Annotated in this window: 11 protein-coding genes; 7 read left to right on the top strand and 4 right to left on the bottom strand. The window is 72.5% G+C overall.

All coding sequences use genetic code 11. The annotated features are described in order from the left end of the window. Window positions 1-170 precede the first annotated feature (170 nt). The 3 genes from ACQPZZ_RS34535 (at window position 171) to ACQPZZ_RS34525 (ending at window position 4,314) form a co-directional block, all read left to right on the top strand. Window positions 171-3,068, top strand: a complete 2,898-nt coding sequence (locus ACQPZZ_RS34535; RefSeq protein WP_432926024.1) for a CDP-glycerol glycerophosphotransferase family protein — start codon at window positions 171-173, stop codon at window positions 3,066-3,068. A 74-nt stretch (window positions 3,069-3,142) separates the two neighbouring features. Next, window positions 3,143-3,637, top strand: a complete 495-nt coding sequence (locus ACQPZZ_RS34530) for a signal peptidase II (RefSeq protein WP_432926022.1) — start codon at window positions 3,143-3,145, stop codon at window positions 3,635-3,637. 260 nt (window positions 3,638-3,897) lie between these two features. Further along, window positions 3,898-4,314 carry a DUF6010 family protein gene (locus ACQPZZ_RS34525; protein ID WP_432926020.1) on the top strand — a complete coding sequence of 139 codons (417 nt, stop codon included), beginning with the start codon at window positions 3,898-3,900 and terminating at the stop codon, window positions 4,312-4,314. A 52-nt stretch (window positions 4,315-4,366) separates the two neighbouring features. On the opposite strand, the gene ACQPZZ_RS34520 is transcribed toward ACQPZZ_RS34525, so the two are convergent. Next, window positions 4,367-5,128, bottom strand: coding sequence for an SDR family oxidoreductase (locus ACQPZZ_RS34520; RefSeq protein WP_432926018.1), 762 nt, complete (start codon window positions 5,126-5,128; stop codon window positions 4,367-4,369). Window positions 5,129-5,235: 107 nt separating this feature from the next. Here ACQPZZ_RS34520 and ACQPZZ_RS34515 point away from each other — a divergent pair, with 107 nt between their 5' ends. The 3 genes from ACQPZZ_RS34515 (at window position 5,236) to ACQPZZ_RS34505 (ending at window position 12,646) form a co-directional block, all read left to right on the top strand. After that, a complete protein-coding gene (locus ACQPZZ_RS34515; protein ID WP_432926016.1) occupies window positions 5,236-6,060 on the top strand; it encodes a helix-turn-helix transcriptional regulator in 825 nt (274 codons plus the stop codon). Between the two features lie 71 nt (window positions 6,061-6,131). Continuing rightward, complete coding sequence (locus tag ACQPZZ_RS34510; protein ID WP_432926014.1) at window positions 6,132-9,386, top strand: ATP-dependent helicase; 3,255 nt, start codon at window positions 6,132-6,134, stop codon at window positions 9,384-9,386. Continuing rightward, window positions 9,380-12,646: an ATP-dependent helicase gene (locus tag ACQPZZ_RS34505; protein ID WP_432926012.1), complete on the top strand. Its 3,267-nt coding sequence runs from the start codon at window positions 9,380-9,382 to the stop codon at window positions 12,644-12,646. The genes ACQPZZ_RS34510 and ACQPZZ_RS34505 overlap by 7 nt, the downstream gene beginning before the upstream one ends. On the opposite strand, the gene ACQPZZ_RS34500 is transcribed toward ACQPZZ_RS34505, so the two are convergent. Further along, complete coding sequence (locus ACQPZZ_RS34500) at window positions 12,621-13,367, bottom strand: Uma2 family endonuclease (protein WP_432926010.1); 747 nt, start codon at window positions 13,365-13,367, stop codon at window positions 12,621-12,623. The two genes, ACQPZZ_RS34505 and ACQPZZ_RS34500, sit on opposite strands and share 26 nt — an antisense overlap. 463 nt (window positions 13,368-13,830) lie before the next feature. Between ACQPZZ_RS34500 and ACQPZZ_RS34495 the strand changes: the two genes are divergently transcribed. Beyond that, on the top strand, window positions 13,831-14,319 hold the full coding sequence (locus tag ACQPZZ_RS34495) for a hypothetical protein (RefSeq protein ID WP_432926008.1): 489 nt from the start codon (window positions 13,831-13,833) through the stop codon (window positions 14,317-14,319). 3 nt (window positions 14,320-14,322) lie between these two features. On the opposite strand, the gene ACQPZZ_RS34490 is transcribed toward ACQPZZ_RS34495, so the two are convergent. Together ACQPZZ_RS34490 and ACQPZZ_RS34485 are read right to left on the bottom strand one after the other, a co-directional pair. Then, complete coding sequence (locus tag ACQPZZ_RS34490; RefSeq protein WP_432926006.1) at window positions 14,323-15,417, bottom strand: type III PLP-dependent enzyme; 1,095 nt, start codon at window positions 15,415-15,417, stop codon at window positions 14,323-14,325. Next, the gene (locus tag ACQPZZ_RS34485; RefSeq protein WP_432926004.1) at window positions 15,414-17,129 is read right to left on the bottom strand and encodes an IucA/IucC family protein; all 1,716 of its coding nucleotides are present in this window, start codon (window positions 17,127-17,129) and stop codon (window positions 15,414-15,416) included. The genes ACQPZZ_RS34490 and ACQPZZ_RS34485 overlap by 4 nt, the downstream gene beginning before the upstream one ends.

Below are 17,129 nucleotides of genomic sequence, written 5' to 3'. Positions count from 1 at the left end.
TCGGACGGGCGCCCCTCCCCCCGCGTAGTGCTGCTCGTCACCCCGTGCCACAGGGGTGTCACACGGCGATTCCCAGGAAATCCACAGGCTTGCGCGAGTCAGATCTGGCAGTGTTCTGAGGGCATTACCATTTTCTGAACACAGGTCTGGCGAAGGGTGGTGCCTCCCGTATGACACCCGCACCCACGAGCGACGCCGTCGCTGAACGACTGCGGGCTGTCCAGGAGCTTTACGACCGGGGCGAGCCGATCGACGCGCTGGTCGCGCTCGTGCGCGCGGAGGGGCTTAGCCCCGCGCAGCGCCGGGAGGTCGACCGCGAGGCGATCGCCGGTCCCCTCGGTCTGCGCCTCGACGCCGCAGCCAAGCGCGGGCCAGCCCGCCGCCGCCAGACCATCGACGCGCTCCGGCCGTATCTCGCGGAGGTCGATCCGAAGGTCAAGCGGGAGCTGCCGGTCGGGCGCCGGGTCGCCTGCCACCTGATCGAGACGCAGGACCCGGGCGAGCTCGCCGAGGGCGACGCGCTGGTCAAGCTCGCCGCCGCCGCGGCCGAGCCGTCCCGCCGAGTCCGGCGGGGCCTGCGGTGGTACGCCGACCTGCCGGTCGAGGTCGGCGACCCCTCGCTGCTGCGCCTGCGGGCGGCCGACCTCGTGCCGGTCACGCAGATCGACGACATCACCTGGGTGGGCAACCGCCTGAGGGTGACCGGGCACGCCTACATCGCGGGCCTGTCGGTCCGCAGCGGCCGTTTCAACCGCGCCACCGTCGTGCTGCACGGTCCCCGCTGGCTGCCCCGGGTCACGATGAGGACCCGCAGGACCTACCGCCCCGAGGCCACCCACGCCGCCCGCGAACCCGGATGCAACTACGACTGGGCCGGCTTCACGGCCGAGCTGCATCCGTTCTCCCTGCGCTGGCGTGCCGGGGTGCGGGCCCTGGTGCGCGGCACGAAGCGGGTGCTGCGCCGCCGCCACACCGTCCAGGACACCACCACCTGGCGGGCCGAGATCGTGATCTGGAGCCGCGCCGCCCGCGCCAAGGGCGTGCTGCGCGGTCCCGTGATCGGCCGCACCGAGCGCCCGGCCGGGCTGCAGGTGCGCCCGCGCTGGTGGGTGCGGCCCGTGTGGACCTCCGACAAGGCGCTGCAGGTGGTCTACCAGCCGACCCGCGCCCAGCTCACCGATGTGCAGCTGAACGGCGACAACATCGAGCTCACCGGCTTCCTGCCGGGCCGGCCGATCACCAAGGGCAAGGCCCGTGTCGGCGGGCACCGCATGTCGGCCGACTTCGCCCCGGTCGAGGGCGGCAGCCGTTTCTCGCTGTCGCTCGCGGTCGGCACCCTGCTCAACGCCGAGTCCCGGCGGTTGTGGGTCGAGCCCAAGGGCGACCCGGCCGCGGCCGTGATGCTGGAGGGCGCGGAGGAGACCCGCCTGCTCCTCGGCGAGCGCGAGGTCACGGTGCAGGGCGACCGGCGCGACCGCGTCGTCATCTCGGGTCACAAGATCCTGCCTGTGATCACCTCGGCCGAGTGGCACGACGAGTCGATCACGCTCACCGGCCGCTACCCCGACCCCGACCAGGGGCCGCGCGACCTGGTGCTGCGGCACCGGGGCGGGCTCACGATCCGGATGCCGCTGGAGCGCGACGGCGAGCGGTTCACCGTACGGCTGTCGCCCGGCGCGATGCCGCGCTTCGGGTCGGCCGTGCCGCTGGCCGAGGGCACGTGGAACATCTCGGTGGCCCCGCCCGGCAGGTACGGCCCCGCCATGGTGCCCGCCCGGTTCGACCACGCGGGCCTCGACGTGCTGGACGAGGGACCGAGGGCCATCGGCGGCCGGGTCTACCGGTTCGTCGCCACCCGCTACGACGTGCCGGTGCTGGTCGCGGCGGAGGACCGTCCGGGCGACGAGCGGAGCGCGGCGGGTGTCTGGGCGCTCAGCCGCACCTTCTACCCCGCCGAGCGCGCCCGGCCCCTGCGCGAGGCGACGGTCTACGTCTCCTTCGACGGCCGCGCGTACTCGGACAACCCGCGCGCCATCTACGAGGAGCGGCTGCGGCGCGGTGACGAGAGCGAGCACATCTGGGTCGTCAGGGACGGCGCGTTCGTGCCGCCGGGCTCGCACGAGCTGGGGCTCGGCGACGGCGTGACGCCCACGGTGGTCCGCGAGGGCAGCCGGGAGCACTACGAGGCGCTGGCACGCGCCCGCTACATCGTCTCCAACGGTTTCCTGCCGCAGTGGTTCCGCACCCGTGAGGACCAGGTGTGCCTGCAGACCTGGCACGGCACGCCCGTCAAGCACATCGGCCGCGACCAGGCCCACATGAAGCGCGAGCCCCGGCCCCCGGTGTGGCACCGCCAGGCCGTGGAGGTGCGCGGCTGGGACGTGCTGCTGTCGCAGAGCCCGTGGGCGTCGTCCGTGCTGCGCAAGGCCTTCGGCTACGAGGGCGAGATCCTGGAGGCCGGCTACCCGCGCAACGACGTCCTCGTCTCCGGCGAGCGCGACGCCCTGGCGGCGGAGATCCGGCGCAGGATCGGCATCCCCGAGGGCAAGCGGGTCGTCCTGTACGCACCGACCTACCGCGACTACGACCGCAGGAACGCCGCGGTCAAGCTCGACCTGGCCGACGCGAAGCGGGCACTCGGCGCCGATCACGTCGTGCTGGTGCGAGGTCACATGATGCAGGCCTTCCCGCACGTGAACGCGCAGGGCGGCTTCGCGATCGACGTGACGACCTACCCCGACACCGCCGATCTCCTGCTGATCGCCGACGTGCTCGTCACCGACTACTCGTCGGTCATGTTCGACTTCGTGGCGACCGGGCGGCCGGTCGTGCTGTTCACGCCGGACCTGGCCAAGTATCGCTCCTCGCGCGGCCTGTACCTCGACCTGGAGTCGCAGCGCCCGGGTCCGCGCCTGGAGACCTCGCCCGAGGTCGTGGAGGCCCTGCGGAACATCGACGCCGTGACCGCCAAGCTGGCCGACCGTTACGCGTCCTTCGTGCGGACCTACGCGCCGCACGACAACGGCAAGGCCACCGCCCGCGTCATCGATCACGTCTTCACGTCCTGACCGAGACCGAGAATGTCGTGGATCGCGAGGTAGGGGTGTCGGACGGGCGAGGTTCGCAGGGGACGAGACCAGGCATGCGGCAATATGGGCGGATGCTCGTGCTGGCCGCGGTCGTTCTTCTCGTGGACCAGGCCTCCAAGTTCTGGGCGACGTCCGCGCTTTCCGACGGTCGGACCATCACGGTGATCCCGCAGCTGATCCGGTTGCGGTTGTTGCTGAACGCCGGCGCCGCCTTCTCGACCGGCGAGGGGGTGACGTGGGTGTTCACCCTGACGACGGCCGCCGCGGTCGCCGGCATCCTCTACGTCGGGCGGCGGCTGCGGTCGCCGGCCTGGACTCTCGTGCTGGGAGCGTTGCTCGGGGGCGCCACATCCCATCTGCTCGACCGCCTCTTCCGCCCGCCCGCCTTCGCCCAGGGCCATGTCGTGGACTTCATCGACTACGGCGGCCTGTTCGTCGGCAACGTCGCCGACATCGCGATCGTGGGGGGCGGCGCCTTCCTGCTGCTGCTGAATCTGCGCGATGTCCCTCTCGGGGGTGTGCCCGACAAGGGACGTCCATCCGCGTAGGAGAACCGCCGCGGCGGTTCTCCTCCTCGCCGGTGAGCCTTCTACGCCCCGGGCCCGTCTCCATGCGGCCCGGGGCGCGGCATGTCGCCCCGGCGCCTGGCGGGATCCCGTCGGCATGTGTCGCCAATGCCCCTGGGAAGGCATGTGGCCGTCTGATTGGCTTTCTGCCGCGGGTTCGCCGTCGCCATCCGCGGTGCCGGCCGTCCGCTCGCGCCATCACGACAGCCATGTGAGAGAGCCGCACAATCATGAGTCTTGTCATGCCGATCCTGATCGGCCTCGCCTACGCCGTGCTGATGTCGCTGATCCCCGAACCGCACCGCCGTCGCTTCAACGCCGTCATGGTGGCCGGAGCGGGGGCCGCCTACCTCAGTGGCGGGGGGCTCGGCGGCTGGGAGTTCCCCTTCACCGCGCTCGTCGCGTACTGCGCCTATCGCGGCCTGGAGTCGTGGACGTTCATCGGGATCGCCTGGCTGCTGCACACCGGATGGGACATTCTCCACCACCTCAAGGGCAGCCCGATCATCCCCTTCGCCCACGACTCGTCCTTCGGCTGCGCCATCTGCGATCCCGTCATCGCCCTGTGGTGCTTCTGGGGCGGTCCCTCGCTCATCGGCCTCGTCCGGGCCCGCGTCACCCGGCCCCGCACCACGGACGTGGTTCCTCTTGACGAGTAGTGCTCTCTGGGTGAGCTGCTCGCCTGACCGAGACGCCCGGCGCACGGAGACCTCAGGCCTGGTTCGTCGGCAGCACGACGACCTGACGGAGGTTGACGTGCTTGGCCCTGCTGACCGTGTAGCCGATCAGGTCGGCGATCTCCTCGGCGGTCAAGGGCGTGATGACCTGGAACATGCCCGCCAGCTGTGCCCCGAGCTCCGGGCTGTCGACGTGGTCGCCCAGCTCCGTCGCCGTCAGGCCCGGCTCGATGTTGGTCACCCGCACGCCGCGCGGGCCGAACTCGGTGCGCAGGAGTGTGGACAGGTGGGTGAGGGCGGCCTTGGTCGCCCCGTAGACGGCGTAGCCGGGGAAGACGGCGTGGGCGCCGATCGACGAGACGTTGACGAGGTCGGCCGTCCTGCCGTCCGCCGCCGCAGCGAGCAGGTCGGCGGTGAAGGCCCGGATGATCCGCAGGGCGCCGGCGAGGTTCGTGTCGAGCATCCGCGTCCACTCGTCGATGCGGCCGTCGTCGATCGGGTTGGGCAGCATCACGCCCGCGGCGTTCACCACCAGGTCCACGGGCCCGAGTTCGGCGTGGATCCGGTCCACGGCGGCGGCCACGCTGTCGTCCCGAGTGATGTCCGCGGTCACGGCCAGCGCGGTGCCGCCGTCGGCTGCGATCTTCCGGGCCAGGTCCTCCAGCCGGTCGGCGCGGCGGGCGAGCAGCGCGACCTTCGCGCCGGAGGCGGCCAGCAGCCGCGCCGTCGCCTCTCCCATGCCGCTGGCGGCCCCGGTGACCACGGCGACGCGTCCGGCCAGGTTCTCGTAGCTCATCGTGACTCCTTCGCGTTCGAGGTTGACGAGAGCCACTCTGGCGGGGCGGGGCGGGCCTACCCAGGCCACGCCCTTTCCTGGTAACGGCAGTACTAGTCTTGGGCGTCATGGATGGTGATCTGGGACGGTTCCTGCGCTCTCGCCGGGCCCGGATCCGGCCGGAGGACGCGGGGCTCCCGGCACACGGACGGCGGCGTGTCAGCGGGCTGCGGCGCGAGGAGGTCGCGCTGCTCGCGGGCGTGAGCGCCGAGTACTACATCCGCCTGGAGCAGCAGCGCGTACGCAACGTCTCGGACGAGGTGCTCGACGCGGTCGCCCGGGTGCTGCGCATGGACGGCACCGAGCGGGCACACCTGCGCCGCCTCCTGCGCCCGCCCGAGGACCGGCGGGCTCCTGCCTCCCATGTCCGGCCCGGAGTGCGGATGCTCCTGGACGCGGCCGACAGCGTGCCGGCGTTCGTCCTCGGCCCCCGGATGGACGTGCTCGCCTGGAACGCCCTCGCCGACCGGATCACCGGCTTCTCGGCCATGCCCGAGGGTGAGCGCAACATGGCCCGTCAGACGTTCCTGTCGCCGCGTGCGCGTTCGCTCTACCGCGACTGGGCGACTGTGGCCGTCGAGATCATCGCCCATCTGCGCCTGTACGCCGGGAGGCACCCCGACGACCCCCTGCTGGGCCCGCTCGTCGCCGACCTGTCCGCCGACCCGGACTTCGCCCGCCTGTGGGAGGAGCACCGGGTGGCCGAGAAGACCTTCGGGGCCAAGCTGCTGCGGCACCCGGAGCTCGGAGACCTGGACTTCGCATACGAGACCCTGGCTCTGCCGGGCGACCCCGACCTGCTGGTGGTCATGTACACCGCCGATCCGGCCTCCCCGACCGGCCGCACGCTGGCCCGGCTCCGGCAGGACCAGGGGCTGAGCATGCGGGGCTGATCCGCCCAATCGTGTCACGGACTGGGCGTTCGGGCACGATCTGCCTCAGTGATCTGGTGGAATGCTGTGCTGTGAGTGGTCAGAACTACCGGCTGGTGCGTCGTGGGGGCGTGGGACGCCGAGCGGCCCCGGTGCTGGACGAACATCAGCGCGCCGTCGTCGAGCACAAGAGCGGACCCCTGCTGGTGCTCGCCGGGCCGGGCACCGGCAAGACCACCACGATCGTGGAGACCGTCGTCGACCGGGTCGAGCGCCGCGGCGTGGACCCCGAGCGCGTGCTCGTCCTCACCTTCAGCCGCAAGGCGGCCGGTGAGCTGCGCGAACGTATCACGGCCCGGATGCGCAGGACCACCAGGACGCCGCTGGCCCTCACCTTCCACAGCTACGCGTACGCGCTGCTGCGCCGGGAGGCGGTGCTGGCCGGCGAGCCCCCGCCGCGGCTGCTCACCGGGCCCGAGCAGCTGCTGGAGATCCGGCGGCTGCTGCACGGCGAGCTGGAGGACGGCGCGCGGCACTGGCCCCCGGACATGCGGGAGCTGCTGAAGACCCGGGGGTTCGCCGAGGAGCTGCGCGACTTCCTGTCCCGGGCCGCCGAGCGCGGCCTGTACGGCGATGCGCTGGTGCGGCTGGGGCGCGAGCACGGCAGGGCCGACTGGGAGGCCGCCGGCCTGTTCTCCTTCCGCTACCAGGACCGGTTCGACCTCGACCCGGTGCCCGCGCTGGACTACTCGGAGCTGATCCGGGCGGCGGCCGGCCTGCTGACCGACGGCGAGGTGCGGCGGCGCGAACGGGCGGCCTATGACATGGTGCTGGTCGACGAGTACCAGGACACCGACCCGGCGCAGGAGTTCCTGCTCGGGCAGCTCGCCGGGGACGGCCGCGACCTCATCGCCGTGGGCGACCCCGACCAGTCCATCTACGGCTTTCGCGGCGCGGACGTGCAGGGCATCCTGCGGTTTCCCGAACGGTTCCCGGCCCCGGACGGACGGGACGCCCCGGTGATCGCGCTGCGCGTGTGCCGCCGCAGCGGCCCGGCCCTGCTGGAGGCCTCGCGCCGCGTCGCCTTCCGCCTCCCGGCCGTACCGGGCCATGAGAACAAGACCGGAGGCCATCGCGATCTGATCCCCGTCGGGGACGCCGACCCGGGCGAGGTGAAGGTCCTGGTGGCCGGCAGCGCGAGCCAGGAGGCCGCGGTGGTGGCCGACACCCTGCGCCGTGCCCACCTGCTCGACGGGGTGCCGTGGTCGCGCATGGCGGTCCTCGTGCGCAGCGCCGTACGGCAGCTGCCGATGCTGCGCCGGGCGCTGGTGTCGGCCGGGGTGCCGGTCGTGGTCGCGGGCGACGAGCTGCCGCTCGTGCAGGAGCCCGGCGTCCGGCCGTTGGTCACGCTGCTGCGGGTCGCCGCGTCGCTTGCGGCCCGCGACAAGAGGCCGGTCCCGCCCGCCGCGCTCGAAGCGCTCGACGTGGCGACCGCCGAAGAGTTGCTGACCGGCCCGCTCGGCGGCACCGACATGATCGGCGTACGACGGCTGCGCCGCGCCCTGCGGATCGCCGAGCACGAGGCGGCCGTGGCGGAGTCCGCGAAGGAGGACAGCGGGCAGCCGGCCCTGCCTCTCACCCTCCACTCGTCGGACGAGCTGCTGGTCGCCGCGCTGCTCGACGCCCGCGAGCTCGGCGGCGTCGAGCCGCACGTGGCGGCCCCGGCCGAACGCCTCGCGCGGCTCATCGCGATCGCCCGCGAGGCCGTACGGCACGGCCGGGGCGCGGAGGAGACGCTCTGGGAGATCTGGCAGGCCAGCGGGCTCGCGGAGCGCTGGACCGAGGCCAGCCTCGCGGGCGGGGCGCGGGGCGCGCAGGCCGATCGCGACCTCGACGCGGTCGTCGCGCTGTTCGACCACGTGGCCCGTTTCACCGACCGGCTGCCCAAGGCCGGAGTCGAGGTCTTTCTCGACGACCTGACCTCTCAGGAGATCGCCGGCGACACGCTCGCCGAGTCCGCCCCCGAGGGTGAGGCCGTGCGGATCCTGACCGCGCACCGGTCGAAGGGCCTGGAGTGGGACGTGGTCGTGGTCGCCGGCGTACAGGAGGGCCTGTGGCCCGACCTGCGCCTGCGCGGATCCCTGCTGGGCACCGAGGCCCTCGTCGAACTCGTCTCGGGCTCCGAGGCGGCCACCGAGAAGGTGACGGCCGCGACCATCACCTCCAAGCTGCTCGCCGAGGAGCGGCGGCTGTTCTACGTCGCGGCGACCCGCGCCCGCAGGAGGCTCGTCGTCACCGCCGTCGGCGGCGAGGACACCGACGAACGGCCCTCCCGGTTCCTCACCGAGCTGCTGCCGCAGGGGGTCGCCCCGGCCACCACCGACGACCGGGCCCGGTGGCTGAGCATGTCCGCGCTCGTGGCGGACCTGCGTTCCGTCGTGTGCGACACCGACAGGCCCGAGCCGATGCGCCGGGCGGCCGCCGGGCACCTCGCCCGGCTGGCGCAGGCCGGGGTGCCCGGCGCGAACCCCCGCGAGTGGTACGCGCTGACGCCGATCAGCGACGACCGGCCGCTGGGCTGGCCGGACAACGTGGTGCAGATCTCGCCCTCGGCGGTGGAGAGCTTCACCAGGTGCGGGCTGCGGTGGGTACTGGAGACGGCGGTGGGCGCGCGCGACACCAGCGTCGTCCAGAGCCTCGGGACCGTGGTCCACGCGATCGCCGTGCTGGCGACGCAGGACGGCAGCGACCTGTTCGGGCGGCTGGACGACGTCTGGGACCAACTGGACTTCGGCGGCGTGTGGTTCAACCGCAAGCAGCGCCTCGTCGCCGAGCAGATGGTCGAACGGTTCGTGCAGTGGCACAAGAACAACGACCGCGATCTCGTCAGGACCGAGGAGGCGTTCACCGTCGAGATGCCGGAGATCGGCGTACGCATCAAGGGCCGGGTCGACCGGGTCGAGCGCGACGGGAACGGCCGGGCGGTCATCGTGGACATCAAGACCGGCACCTCCAAACCGAAGGACGGCGAGATCGACCGGCACCCGCAGCTCGGGGTGTACCAGCTCGCCACGACGCTGAAGGCGTTCGAGAAGCTCGGCCTGACCGAGCCGGGCGGCGCCTCGCTCCTGCACGTGGGCAAGGCGGCGGGGACCAAGGAGGCCAAGGAGCAGGTGCAGGGGGCGCTCACGGACGACCCGGAGCCCAAGTGGGCCGAAGAACTGGTGAAAACCGTGGCGACGGGCATGTCGGCGAAGGTGTTCCAGGCCACGGTCAACGACGGCTGCCGCACGTGCGCGGCCAGAATCGCCTGCCCGGTGAACGACAAGGGGGGCCAGGTGTGCTGACGCCGGGGCAGCTCGCCGAACGGCTGGACATCCGCACTCCCACCCCCGAGCAGGCGGTGGTCATCGAGGCGCCCACGGAGCCGATGGTGGTCGTGGCGGGCGCGGGGTCCGGCAAGAGCGAGACGATGGCCGGACGGGTGGTCTGGCTCGTGGCCAACGGCGTGGCCAGGCCCGAGCAGATCCTCGGCCTCACCTTCACCCGCAAGGCGGCCGCCGAGCTCGCCGAGCGGGTGCGTCAGCGGCTGGCCGGCCTGGCGAAGGCCGGCGTCGTCGAGGACGAGCAGGTGCTCGACTCCGAGCCGACGATCTCGACGTACCATGCGTACGCGGCCCGGCTGGTGACCGACCACGCGCTGCGGGAGGGGCTGGAGCCCACCATGCGGCTCGTCACTCCCGCCGTCGCCTGGCAGATGGCGGCACGGGTGGTCGGGCGGTACGACGGGCCGATGGACCGGGTCGACTACGCCCCCACCACCGTCACGGCCGCGGTGCTGGAGCTGGCCGGGGAGATGGCCGAACACCTGTGCGGCCCCGAGAACGTGCGTGAGGTCGGCGACCGGCTGCGCGAGCGCCTGGCCGCGCTCACCGGACGGGTCACCAAGGACCAGCGCAAGCCGGTGGACACCCAGGCCGTACGCGAGCAGTTGCTGCCGATGGTCGAGGCGTACGAACGGCTCAAGCGGAGCCGCGAGGTCATCGACTACGGCGACCAGATGGCGCTGGCCGCGCGGATCGCCAGCCGGCATCCGGAGGTCGGGATGTCGGAGCGGTCCCGGTTCTCGGTCGTCCTGCTGGACGAGTACCAGGACACCAGCCACGCCCAGCTCGTGCTGCTGCGCTCCCTGTACGGAGGGGGCCACCCGGTCACCGCGGTCGGCGACCCCTGCCAGTCGATCTACGGCTGGCGCGGTGCGTCGGCCGGCAATCTGTCCCGGTTTCCCCACGACTTTCCCACGGCATCCGGGGAGCCCGCGCCGGTGCGGCAGCTGTCGGTCAGCTTCCGCAACGGTGAGCGCGTGCTCGACGTGGCGGCCCGGATCCAGTCACCCCTGCGCGGGGAGGCCCGGCAGGTGCCGGTGCTGGTGCCGGGCGGCAACCGAGCGGGCCGCGGACGGGTGCGATGCGCGTTCCACCGTACGGCCGAGGACGAGGCGGCGTGGATCGCCGGACAGATCGGGGACCTGCTCGGATCCGGGCACGCTCCCGACGGCCTGCCCTGGAGCGAGGGCGAGCGGAGCAAACGCGGCCCCGTCCTGCAGCCGCAGGACGTCGCGATCCTGGCCCGCAAGCGGTCCCAGTTTCCCGCGCTGCGCCGGGCGCTGGAGAAGAGGAACATCCCCGTCGAGGTCGTCGGGCTCGGCGGCCTGCTGACCGTGCCCGAGGTCGCCGACATCGTGGCGACGCTGCGGGTCCTCTACGACCCCACCGCCGGCGACGCGCTGGTCCGGCTGCTCGCCGGGCCGCGCTGGCGGATCGGGCCGGCCGACCTGAAGCTGCTCGGCGACAGGGCCCGCGAACTGAACAGGGAGCTTCGCGGCGGCCGGGATGAGCCGCGGCCACAGGACCCGCTCGACCAGGTCGTCGCCGACCTCGCGGAGGAGCGCGGCAGTCTCGTCGACGCGCTGGACGAGCTGCCGGACCGGCAGGGCTGGCTGGAGGGCTTCTCCCCGGCCGCGCGGGAACGGATGCCCGCGCTCGCCCAGGAGCTGCGCCTGCTGCGCTCCCACACCGGGCAGCCGCTGCCCGATCTCGTCAGCGAGATCGAACGCAGACTCGGCCTCGACGTCGAGGTGGCCGCCAAGGGAGGTAGCCCGCTGGCCGCCCGTGCCGCCCTGGACGCCTTCCTCGACGCGGCCTTCCGCTTCGCCGGCGACTCCGAGGACCCGACGCTCGGCGCGTTCCTGGCGTACCTCAAGGCGGCGGAGACCGAGGAGTTCGGGCTGGACGCGGGACGGGTCGGCGACAGCAACACGGTCAAGCTGATGACGGTGCACGCGTCGAAGGGCCTGGAGTGGCCGGTCGTGATCGTGCCCGGGCTGTCGGAGCTCACGACGAAGGACGGGGCGCCGACGAAGGGCACGCTGTTCCCCGCGGCGCCGGTGACGAACTCACGCTGGACGGAGAACCCCCGCAAGCTGCCGTACCCGCTGCGCGGCGACGCTGCGGACCTGCCGGCCCTTGCCGGGCTGGAGAAGGAGGCGCTGGCCGAGTTCGACGAGCGGTGCCGCGACCGCGACCTGATGGAGGAGCGGCGCCTGGCGTACGTCGCCGTGACCCGGGCGCACTATCTGCTGATCGCGAGCGGCTACCGCTGGGGGACCTCGTCCAGGCCGCTCGCGCCGTCCCGCTTCCTGGAGGAGATCAGAGACGCCGGGGCCGAGGTCGCGGGCTGGGCCGGCGAGGCGGAGGACACGGAAGACGCCGTGAACCCCTTGCTCGCCCAGCCCGCCTCGGCCGACTGGCCGTCGATCGAGGTGCCCGCCGCCGTCGAGGACGGCGCTCGCCTCGTCGAGGAGGCGATGACCGGCGTCGCCTCCGGGGCGGCCGACGACCAGGTCCTGCTCAGCATGCGGGAGTGGGAGCGGATGCGGGCCTGGGCGCGCGACACCGACCTCCTGCTGCGTGAGCGAGAGATGAACCGCCGGCGGGCCGGGGCGGTCGTGGAGCTGCCGTCACGGCTGTCGGTGTCGTCGCTGGTCACGCTGACCCAGGATCCGGCGGCGTTCGCCCGGCAGGTGCGGCGTCCGGTGCCGCGCAGGCCCGCCCCGCTGGCTCGCAGAGGCACGACCTTCCACCGGTGGCTGGAGTCGCGCTGGGGCCAGCAGCGCCTGATCGATGACCTGGAACTGCCCGGCGCCGCCGACGAGATCTCGGAGACCGACGTCCAGCTCGCCGAGCTGCAGGAGCGGTTCGAGGAGAGCGAGTGGGCCGCGCGTGAGCCGGTCGACCTGGAGGTCCCGTTCGAGACCATGATCGGAGACCGCCTGCTGCGCGGGCGGATGGACGCGGTCTTCCGCGAGGGCGACGGCTACGTGGTGGTCGACTGGAAGACCGGCGAACGGCCGCAGGGCAGGGCGGCCGAAACCGCGTCGGTCCAGCTCGCGGCCTACCGGGTGGCCTGGGCGACGCTGTCCGGGGTGCCGCTGGAGAAGGTGGGGGCCGCGTTCCACTACGTCCGCTCGAACGAGACCGTCCGCCCCGTCGACCTCCTCGACGCGGACGGCCTCACCACCCTCATTCAGCGGGTTCCTGAGGAGTGACCACCGGTTCGTCCTGGTCGAACAGCGCGCTCGTCTCGATCTTGATCTCGAAGGGCCAGGGTAGCTTCAGGACCTCGCCCTCCTCGGCCGTGACGATCTTCCGGTACGCCTGCCGGTGATAATCGAAGGGTTCGAGGTCGGAGAGGGGATCGCTCATCAGCGTCACTCTGCGCGGAGACGCCACGGGGTCCATGATCAGGTAGAGCGGCACGCCCGCCCGCGCATAGTCGAGCGGCTTCTCCTGCCAGTCGACCTTGTACGTTCCGGGCGAGCACACCTCAACCACGAGGAGGGCGCAGTGTCCGCGCATGCGCATGTTGTCGAATTGCTCGACCTCATCGGGGGCGACCATGAGATCGGGTAGCCGAAGATCCTGATATGGCGGGATGTGCACCCCCCAGGTCTGGTGGAACCGCCAGCCGTTCGCCAGCTTCAGCGGGATCAGCAGATCGGAGAGCCTGTCGACGATGTATGTACTCTCCCTTCCCGCGGGCGGCGTCACGACGACCTGCCCGAGACGAATTTCCGCCCGGTAACCGGCGTCGTTGAGTTGCGTACACAGGTGCAGCACCTCGTCAGGGAGCTCCTGTGGTTCTTCATGCTCGTGCTCTTCGGGCTTCCCGGCGTCTGGGGGCTCGTGCTCGTCGGAGACGGGATCGTCCTGCTTCTGCGGGACGGAGTGGTCGTGCCTGCCGCGCTTGGTCGGCTTGGTGAGGGCCATGTCGTCATCCTCTCCTGCTCCTCCATCGATGGTACGGAAGGTTTCCGGATCGCCACGGAAAGTAACAGGGGGATGATGGGAGGGAAATTCCTGGAAGGGGCGACGAGGTGAAGGAAAGCCCTACCGGGAAGAGGAAAACCGGCTCCGTGAATCGGTCATAGGCGACGTACCTGCAGCAAATGTCTCGCGACGGGATCGGACTTTTCCGCGAGAGTGATTACCTCTTTCGCCGACGCGGGCTGTTCATGATCGGCTATGAATTCCCTATGTCGGGTTTGCGGATGGCGATGGCAGCGGCCTGTGTCGCGGCGGTGACCGGATGTTCGGCCTCGTCGGCGGCGGTGAATCCTCCGGATCTCACCCTTCCCCTGGACGCCTACAGTCTCGGCGCGAAAGACCGTGCGCAGGTGATACGAGCCCGGTTCCTGCTCGTGGAGGAATGCATGCGCCGCCCGGGGGGTGTATGACCGCGGCGGACGCCCTGCTGAACCGGGGAGCGCGGGGCCTCGGCCCGGCCGATGCCGGCAAGAGGTTCGACGACGACGAGGTCCCGCGCTTCGTCGACAGCGCGACCGACCTCGCCCTGAGTGACCCGCGGATCGCGGCGGCCGAGCGCGAGTGGAGCGACTGCATGAGGTCGGAGGGCTTCGACTACCGGAGCGCCGACCAGGCCCTGGGAGACCCCCGCTGGGCGGTGACCGTCAACGACGACTCGATCGGCCACACCCCCAAGCCGCGCGGCACACGGGCCGAGATCGACACGGCGGTCGCGGACGCGGAGTGCCGGGCCGAGACGGGCTACTCCGACGTGCGCCGTACGGTCTTCGTCGAGGCCGAGAACCGGGTCATCGACCGCGACCGTGCCCGGCTCGACGTGGTCAAGGCGCTCAACCAGGCCCGCCTCGCCAACTCCGCCAAGGTCCTCGACGGCACGCTCACGCTGTCCTGGTAGCCCTCACCTCAGGTAGTGGAACGCGGGTTTCGGATGCATGAGGAAGTCGTGGTGCGAGATGTTCCACGCGTACGCACCGGCCATGGCGAAGGCGACGACGTCGCCGACGGCGAGTGAGGCGGTGACGCGGCGGGCGAAGACGTCCTTGGGGGTGCACAGCTGTCCCACCAGGGTCACCGGCCCGTCCTCGCCCCCGCCGCCCCTCGGGAGCACGGCGAACGGCTGGTCGTGTCCCTTCGTCACCGGAGTCCGCAGGTGGTGGGTGCCGCCCGACATGATGGCGAAGCGCTCTCCGTGGACGCGCTTCACGTCGAGCACGGTCGCGAGATACCACCCGCAGTAGGCCGTCAGGGCGCGTCCCGGCTCCACGCGCAGCGTCTCGCCCGGCAGTGCCAGCCTCCGCAGGCCCGCGCCGTACGCCGCCCAGTCGAACCGCTCCTGCGGGCGGGCGTAGGAGACGGCCATGCCGCCGCCCACGTTGAACTCGCGCAGCCCGAGGCTCCTGCCGTACGCCAGGACGGCCTCGGCGAGGGTGAGCAGGCCGGGGGCGGCCAGGCCGCTCGCGAGGTGGGCGTGGACGCCGCGCAGCCGCACCGGTGAGGACCCGAGCAGGGCGAGGCACTCGGCGACCCCGCCGTGGTCCATGCCGAACGGCGTGGCGCCGCCGCCCATCGCGAGCGCCGCGCCGGCGACGTTCACGTCGAGGTTGACCCGCAGCAGCACGTCCGCGGGTTCCCGCATCCGCCGCAGCTCGGCCGGGCTCTCGACGTGCCAGCGGTACGCCGAGGGGGCGAGGGCCAGCTCGGCGCCGGTCTTCCCCGGCCCGCCGAAGCTCAGCGGGACCTCCGGCAACACCGCCCTGACGTGGGCGAACTCGCCGCCGGAGGAGACCTCGAAGCCGTCCACGTGCGGCGCGAGCGTCCGCAGCACCTCCGGGTCGGGATTGGCCTTGACTGCGTAGCAGATCTCCGTGCCCGCCAGGGCGGCCCGTACGGCGGCGGCGTGGCGGGCGAGCCCGGCCAGGTCGTAGACGTAGGCGGGGACGTCGTCCAGCGACTCGGCGACCTTCCGCACGCCCGCCGGAATATCGATGCTCATCCGCGCTCCCCGCACACCTCGGTCAACGTCTCCACGCCCGTCTGCCCGCCGATCACGCGCTGGCCGGGCTGCGCGAGCGGGTTCGGGACGGGCACATATCCGGCGGTCCGGTCGGCCGCCCTCGCCCAGCGCACGCCCAGGTTGGCCTTGGCCGGCAGCGGCGCCCCGGCCAGCAGCCGCGTCAGCGGTTCGGCCGGACCGGCGGCGTGGTCCTCCACATAGCGGCTCAAAGTCGCACGGGCGGCCGCCCACAACGCGCGCAGAACGTCGTCGACCGTGCCGGCGACGGTGTCTGCCACGGTGGCGGCGACCTCCGCGAGGTGGTTGACGAACAGGCAGTAGGCGACCCGGTTCCAGCCGCCCGCGGCGTCGTACGACAGGGGGGCCGCCACCTCGCCGGGCAGGCCGGTCAGGTCGTGGCGGCCGGCCACCAGCTTGGTGCCCTCCAGGTCGCGGAAGACCGCCTCGACCGGCCACCCGGCGGCGTCGAACCCGACCAGCACGTTCTGCACGTGCGCTTCGAGCACGACGCCGTGCCGGAAGAAGGCGTCGAGCACCGGATACGCCACGCGCTCGACGTACGCCTCCCACCATGCGACAGGGTCGGCCGCGCGGCGGGCCAGGACGGCCCGGGGCACCCCGTCCGCACCGGCGGCCAGGGCGGCGGCGAGGACCGGCGTGATCCCCGGCCCGCACACCCCCCACGGGCCGGTACGCACGATCACCCCGAGCCCTTCCAGCAGCCGGGTGCCGAGGGCGGCCGAGCGGTAGCCGGGTTCCGGCAGCCACCGCGTGCCGGGGAAGCGCCGGGCCAGCCGGTCGAAGACGGGCGAGAGCCGCCGGGTCAGCTCGACCGCGCCGGACAGCTCATACCACGCGTTCTTCCGCACGCAGTTGGTGATCCGCACGTTCAGGCTGAACTTCAGGCACATGCCGGTGCCGGGGTCGTACACCGTCCTGACCGAGGACGTGGGCACGACGGCGCGGGGGCCGGGCCCGAGGTCGACGAGCCGCCCGTCCGCGAGCGGCCCGCGCAGGTCGGCGGCCAGCAGGTCGAGTTGCCAGGGGTGGGCGGGCAGCGGGAGGTATCCCGCAGGCGCGCCGCCGAACGCGTCCAGCGCCGCCGTGTCCCCCTCCTGGGCCACCAGATCGGCGCGCACCCCGAGCAGCCGCGGCGCGAACCGCGCGTGCGTCTCGGGCGCGTAGTCCAGCCAGCCGTCGCCTCCGTGGGCTTTTGGAGCCGGATGGAACGGATGCCCGGCCACGAGGGCCTGCTCGGAGGCGAGCCACGGGTCGGCGGGGGGGACGGCCCGCTCGCGGGCGGCCAGGATCGCCGCGATCGCCTCCCTGCCTGCGCGCACCTGCGCGGCGAACTCCTCGTTGCCGCCGTCGAGCTCCCGTTCCAGCAGAGCGACGAGCGCGGGCAGGTTCAGGGGCCGCCACCGGCCCTCCGCCCCCTCACCGGTGACGAGGTGCTCGGGCGGGCCGTCGAAGCGCAGCGCGATTCCGCCACGGGCGCGTACGCGCACCGGTGTCCCGGCCACGCGGAGCGTCAGGTGAGGCCCTGCGGCCCTCACATGGCCACGGGGGCCGCCGACCTCGCGCAGCCAGCACCGCAGCAGCGCCCCGAGCGCCGCCTCCTCGGCCGGGCCGGCGTGCGGGTCCGAGGCATGCGGTTCGGGGGCGTGCGGGCCGAGGAGAAGGCGGTCCAT

It is taken from the genome of Microbispora sp. CA-135349 (genome assembly GCF_050947365.1).
GTDB lineage: Bacteria > Actinomycetota > Actinomycetes > Streptosporangiales > Streptosporangiaceae > Microbispora.
Note: the sequence above shows the minus strand (reverse complement) of the source record. Positions and strands in the feature narration are given on the sequence as shown.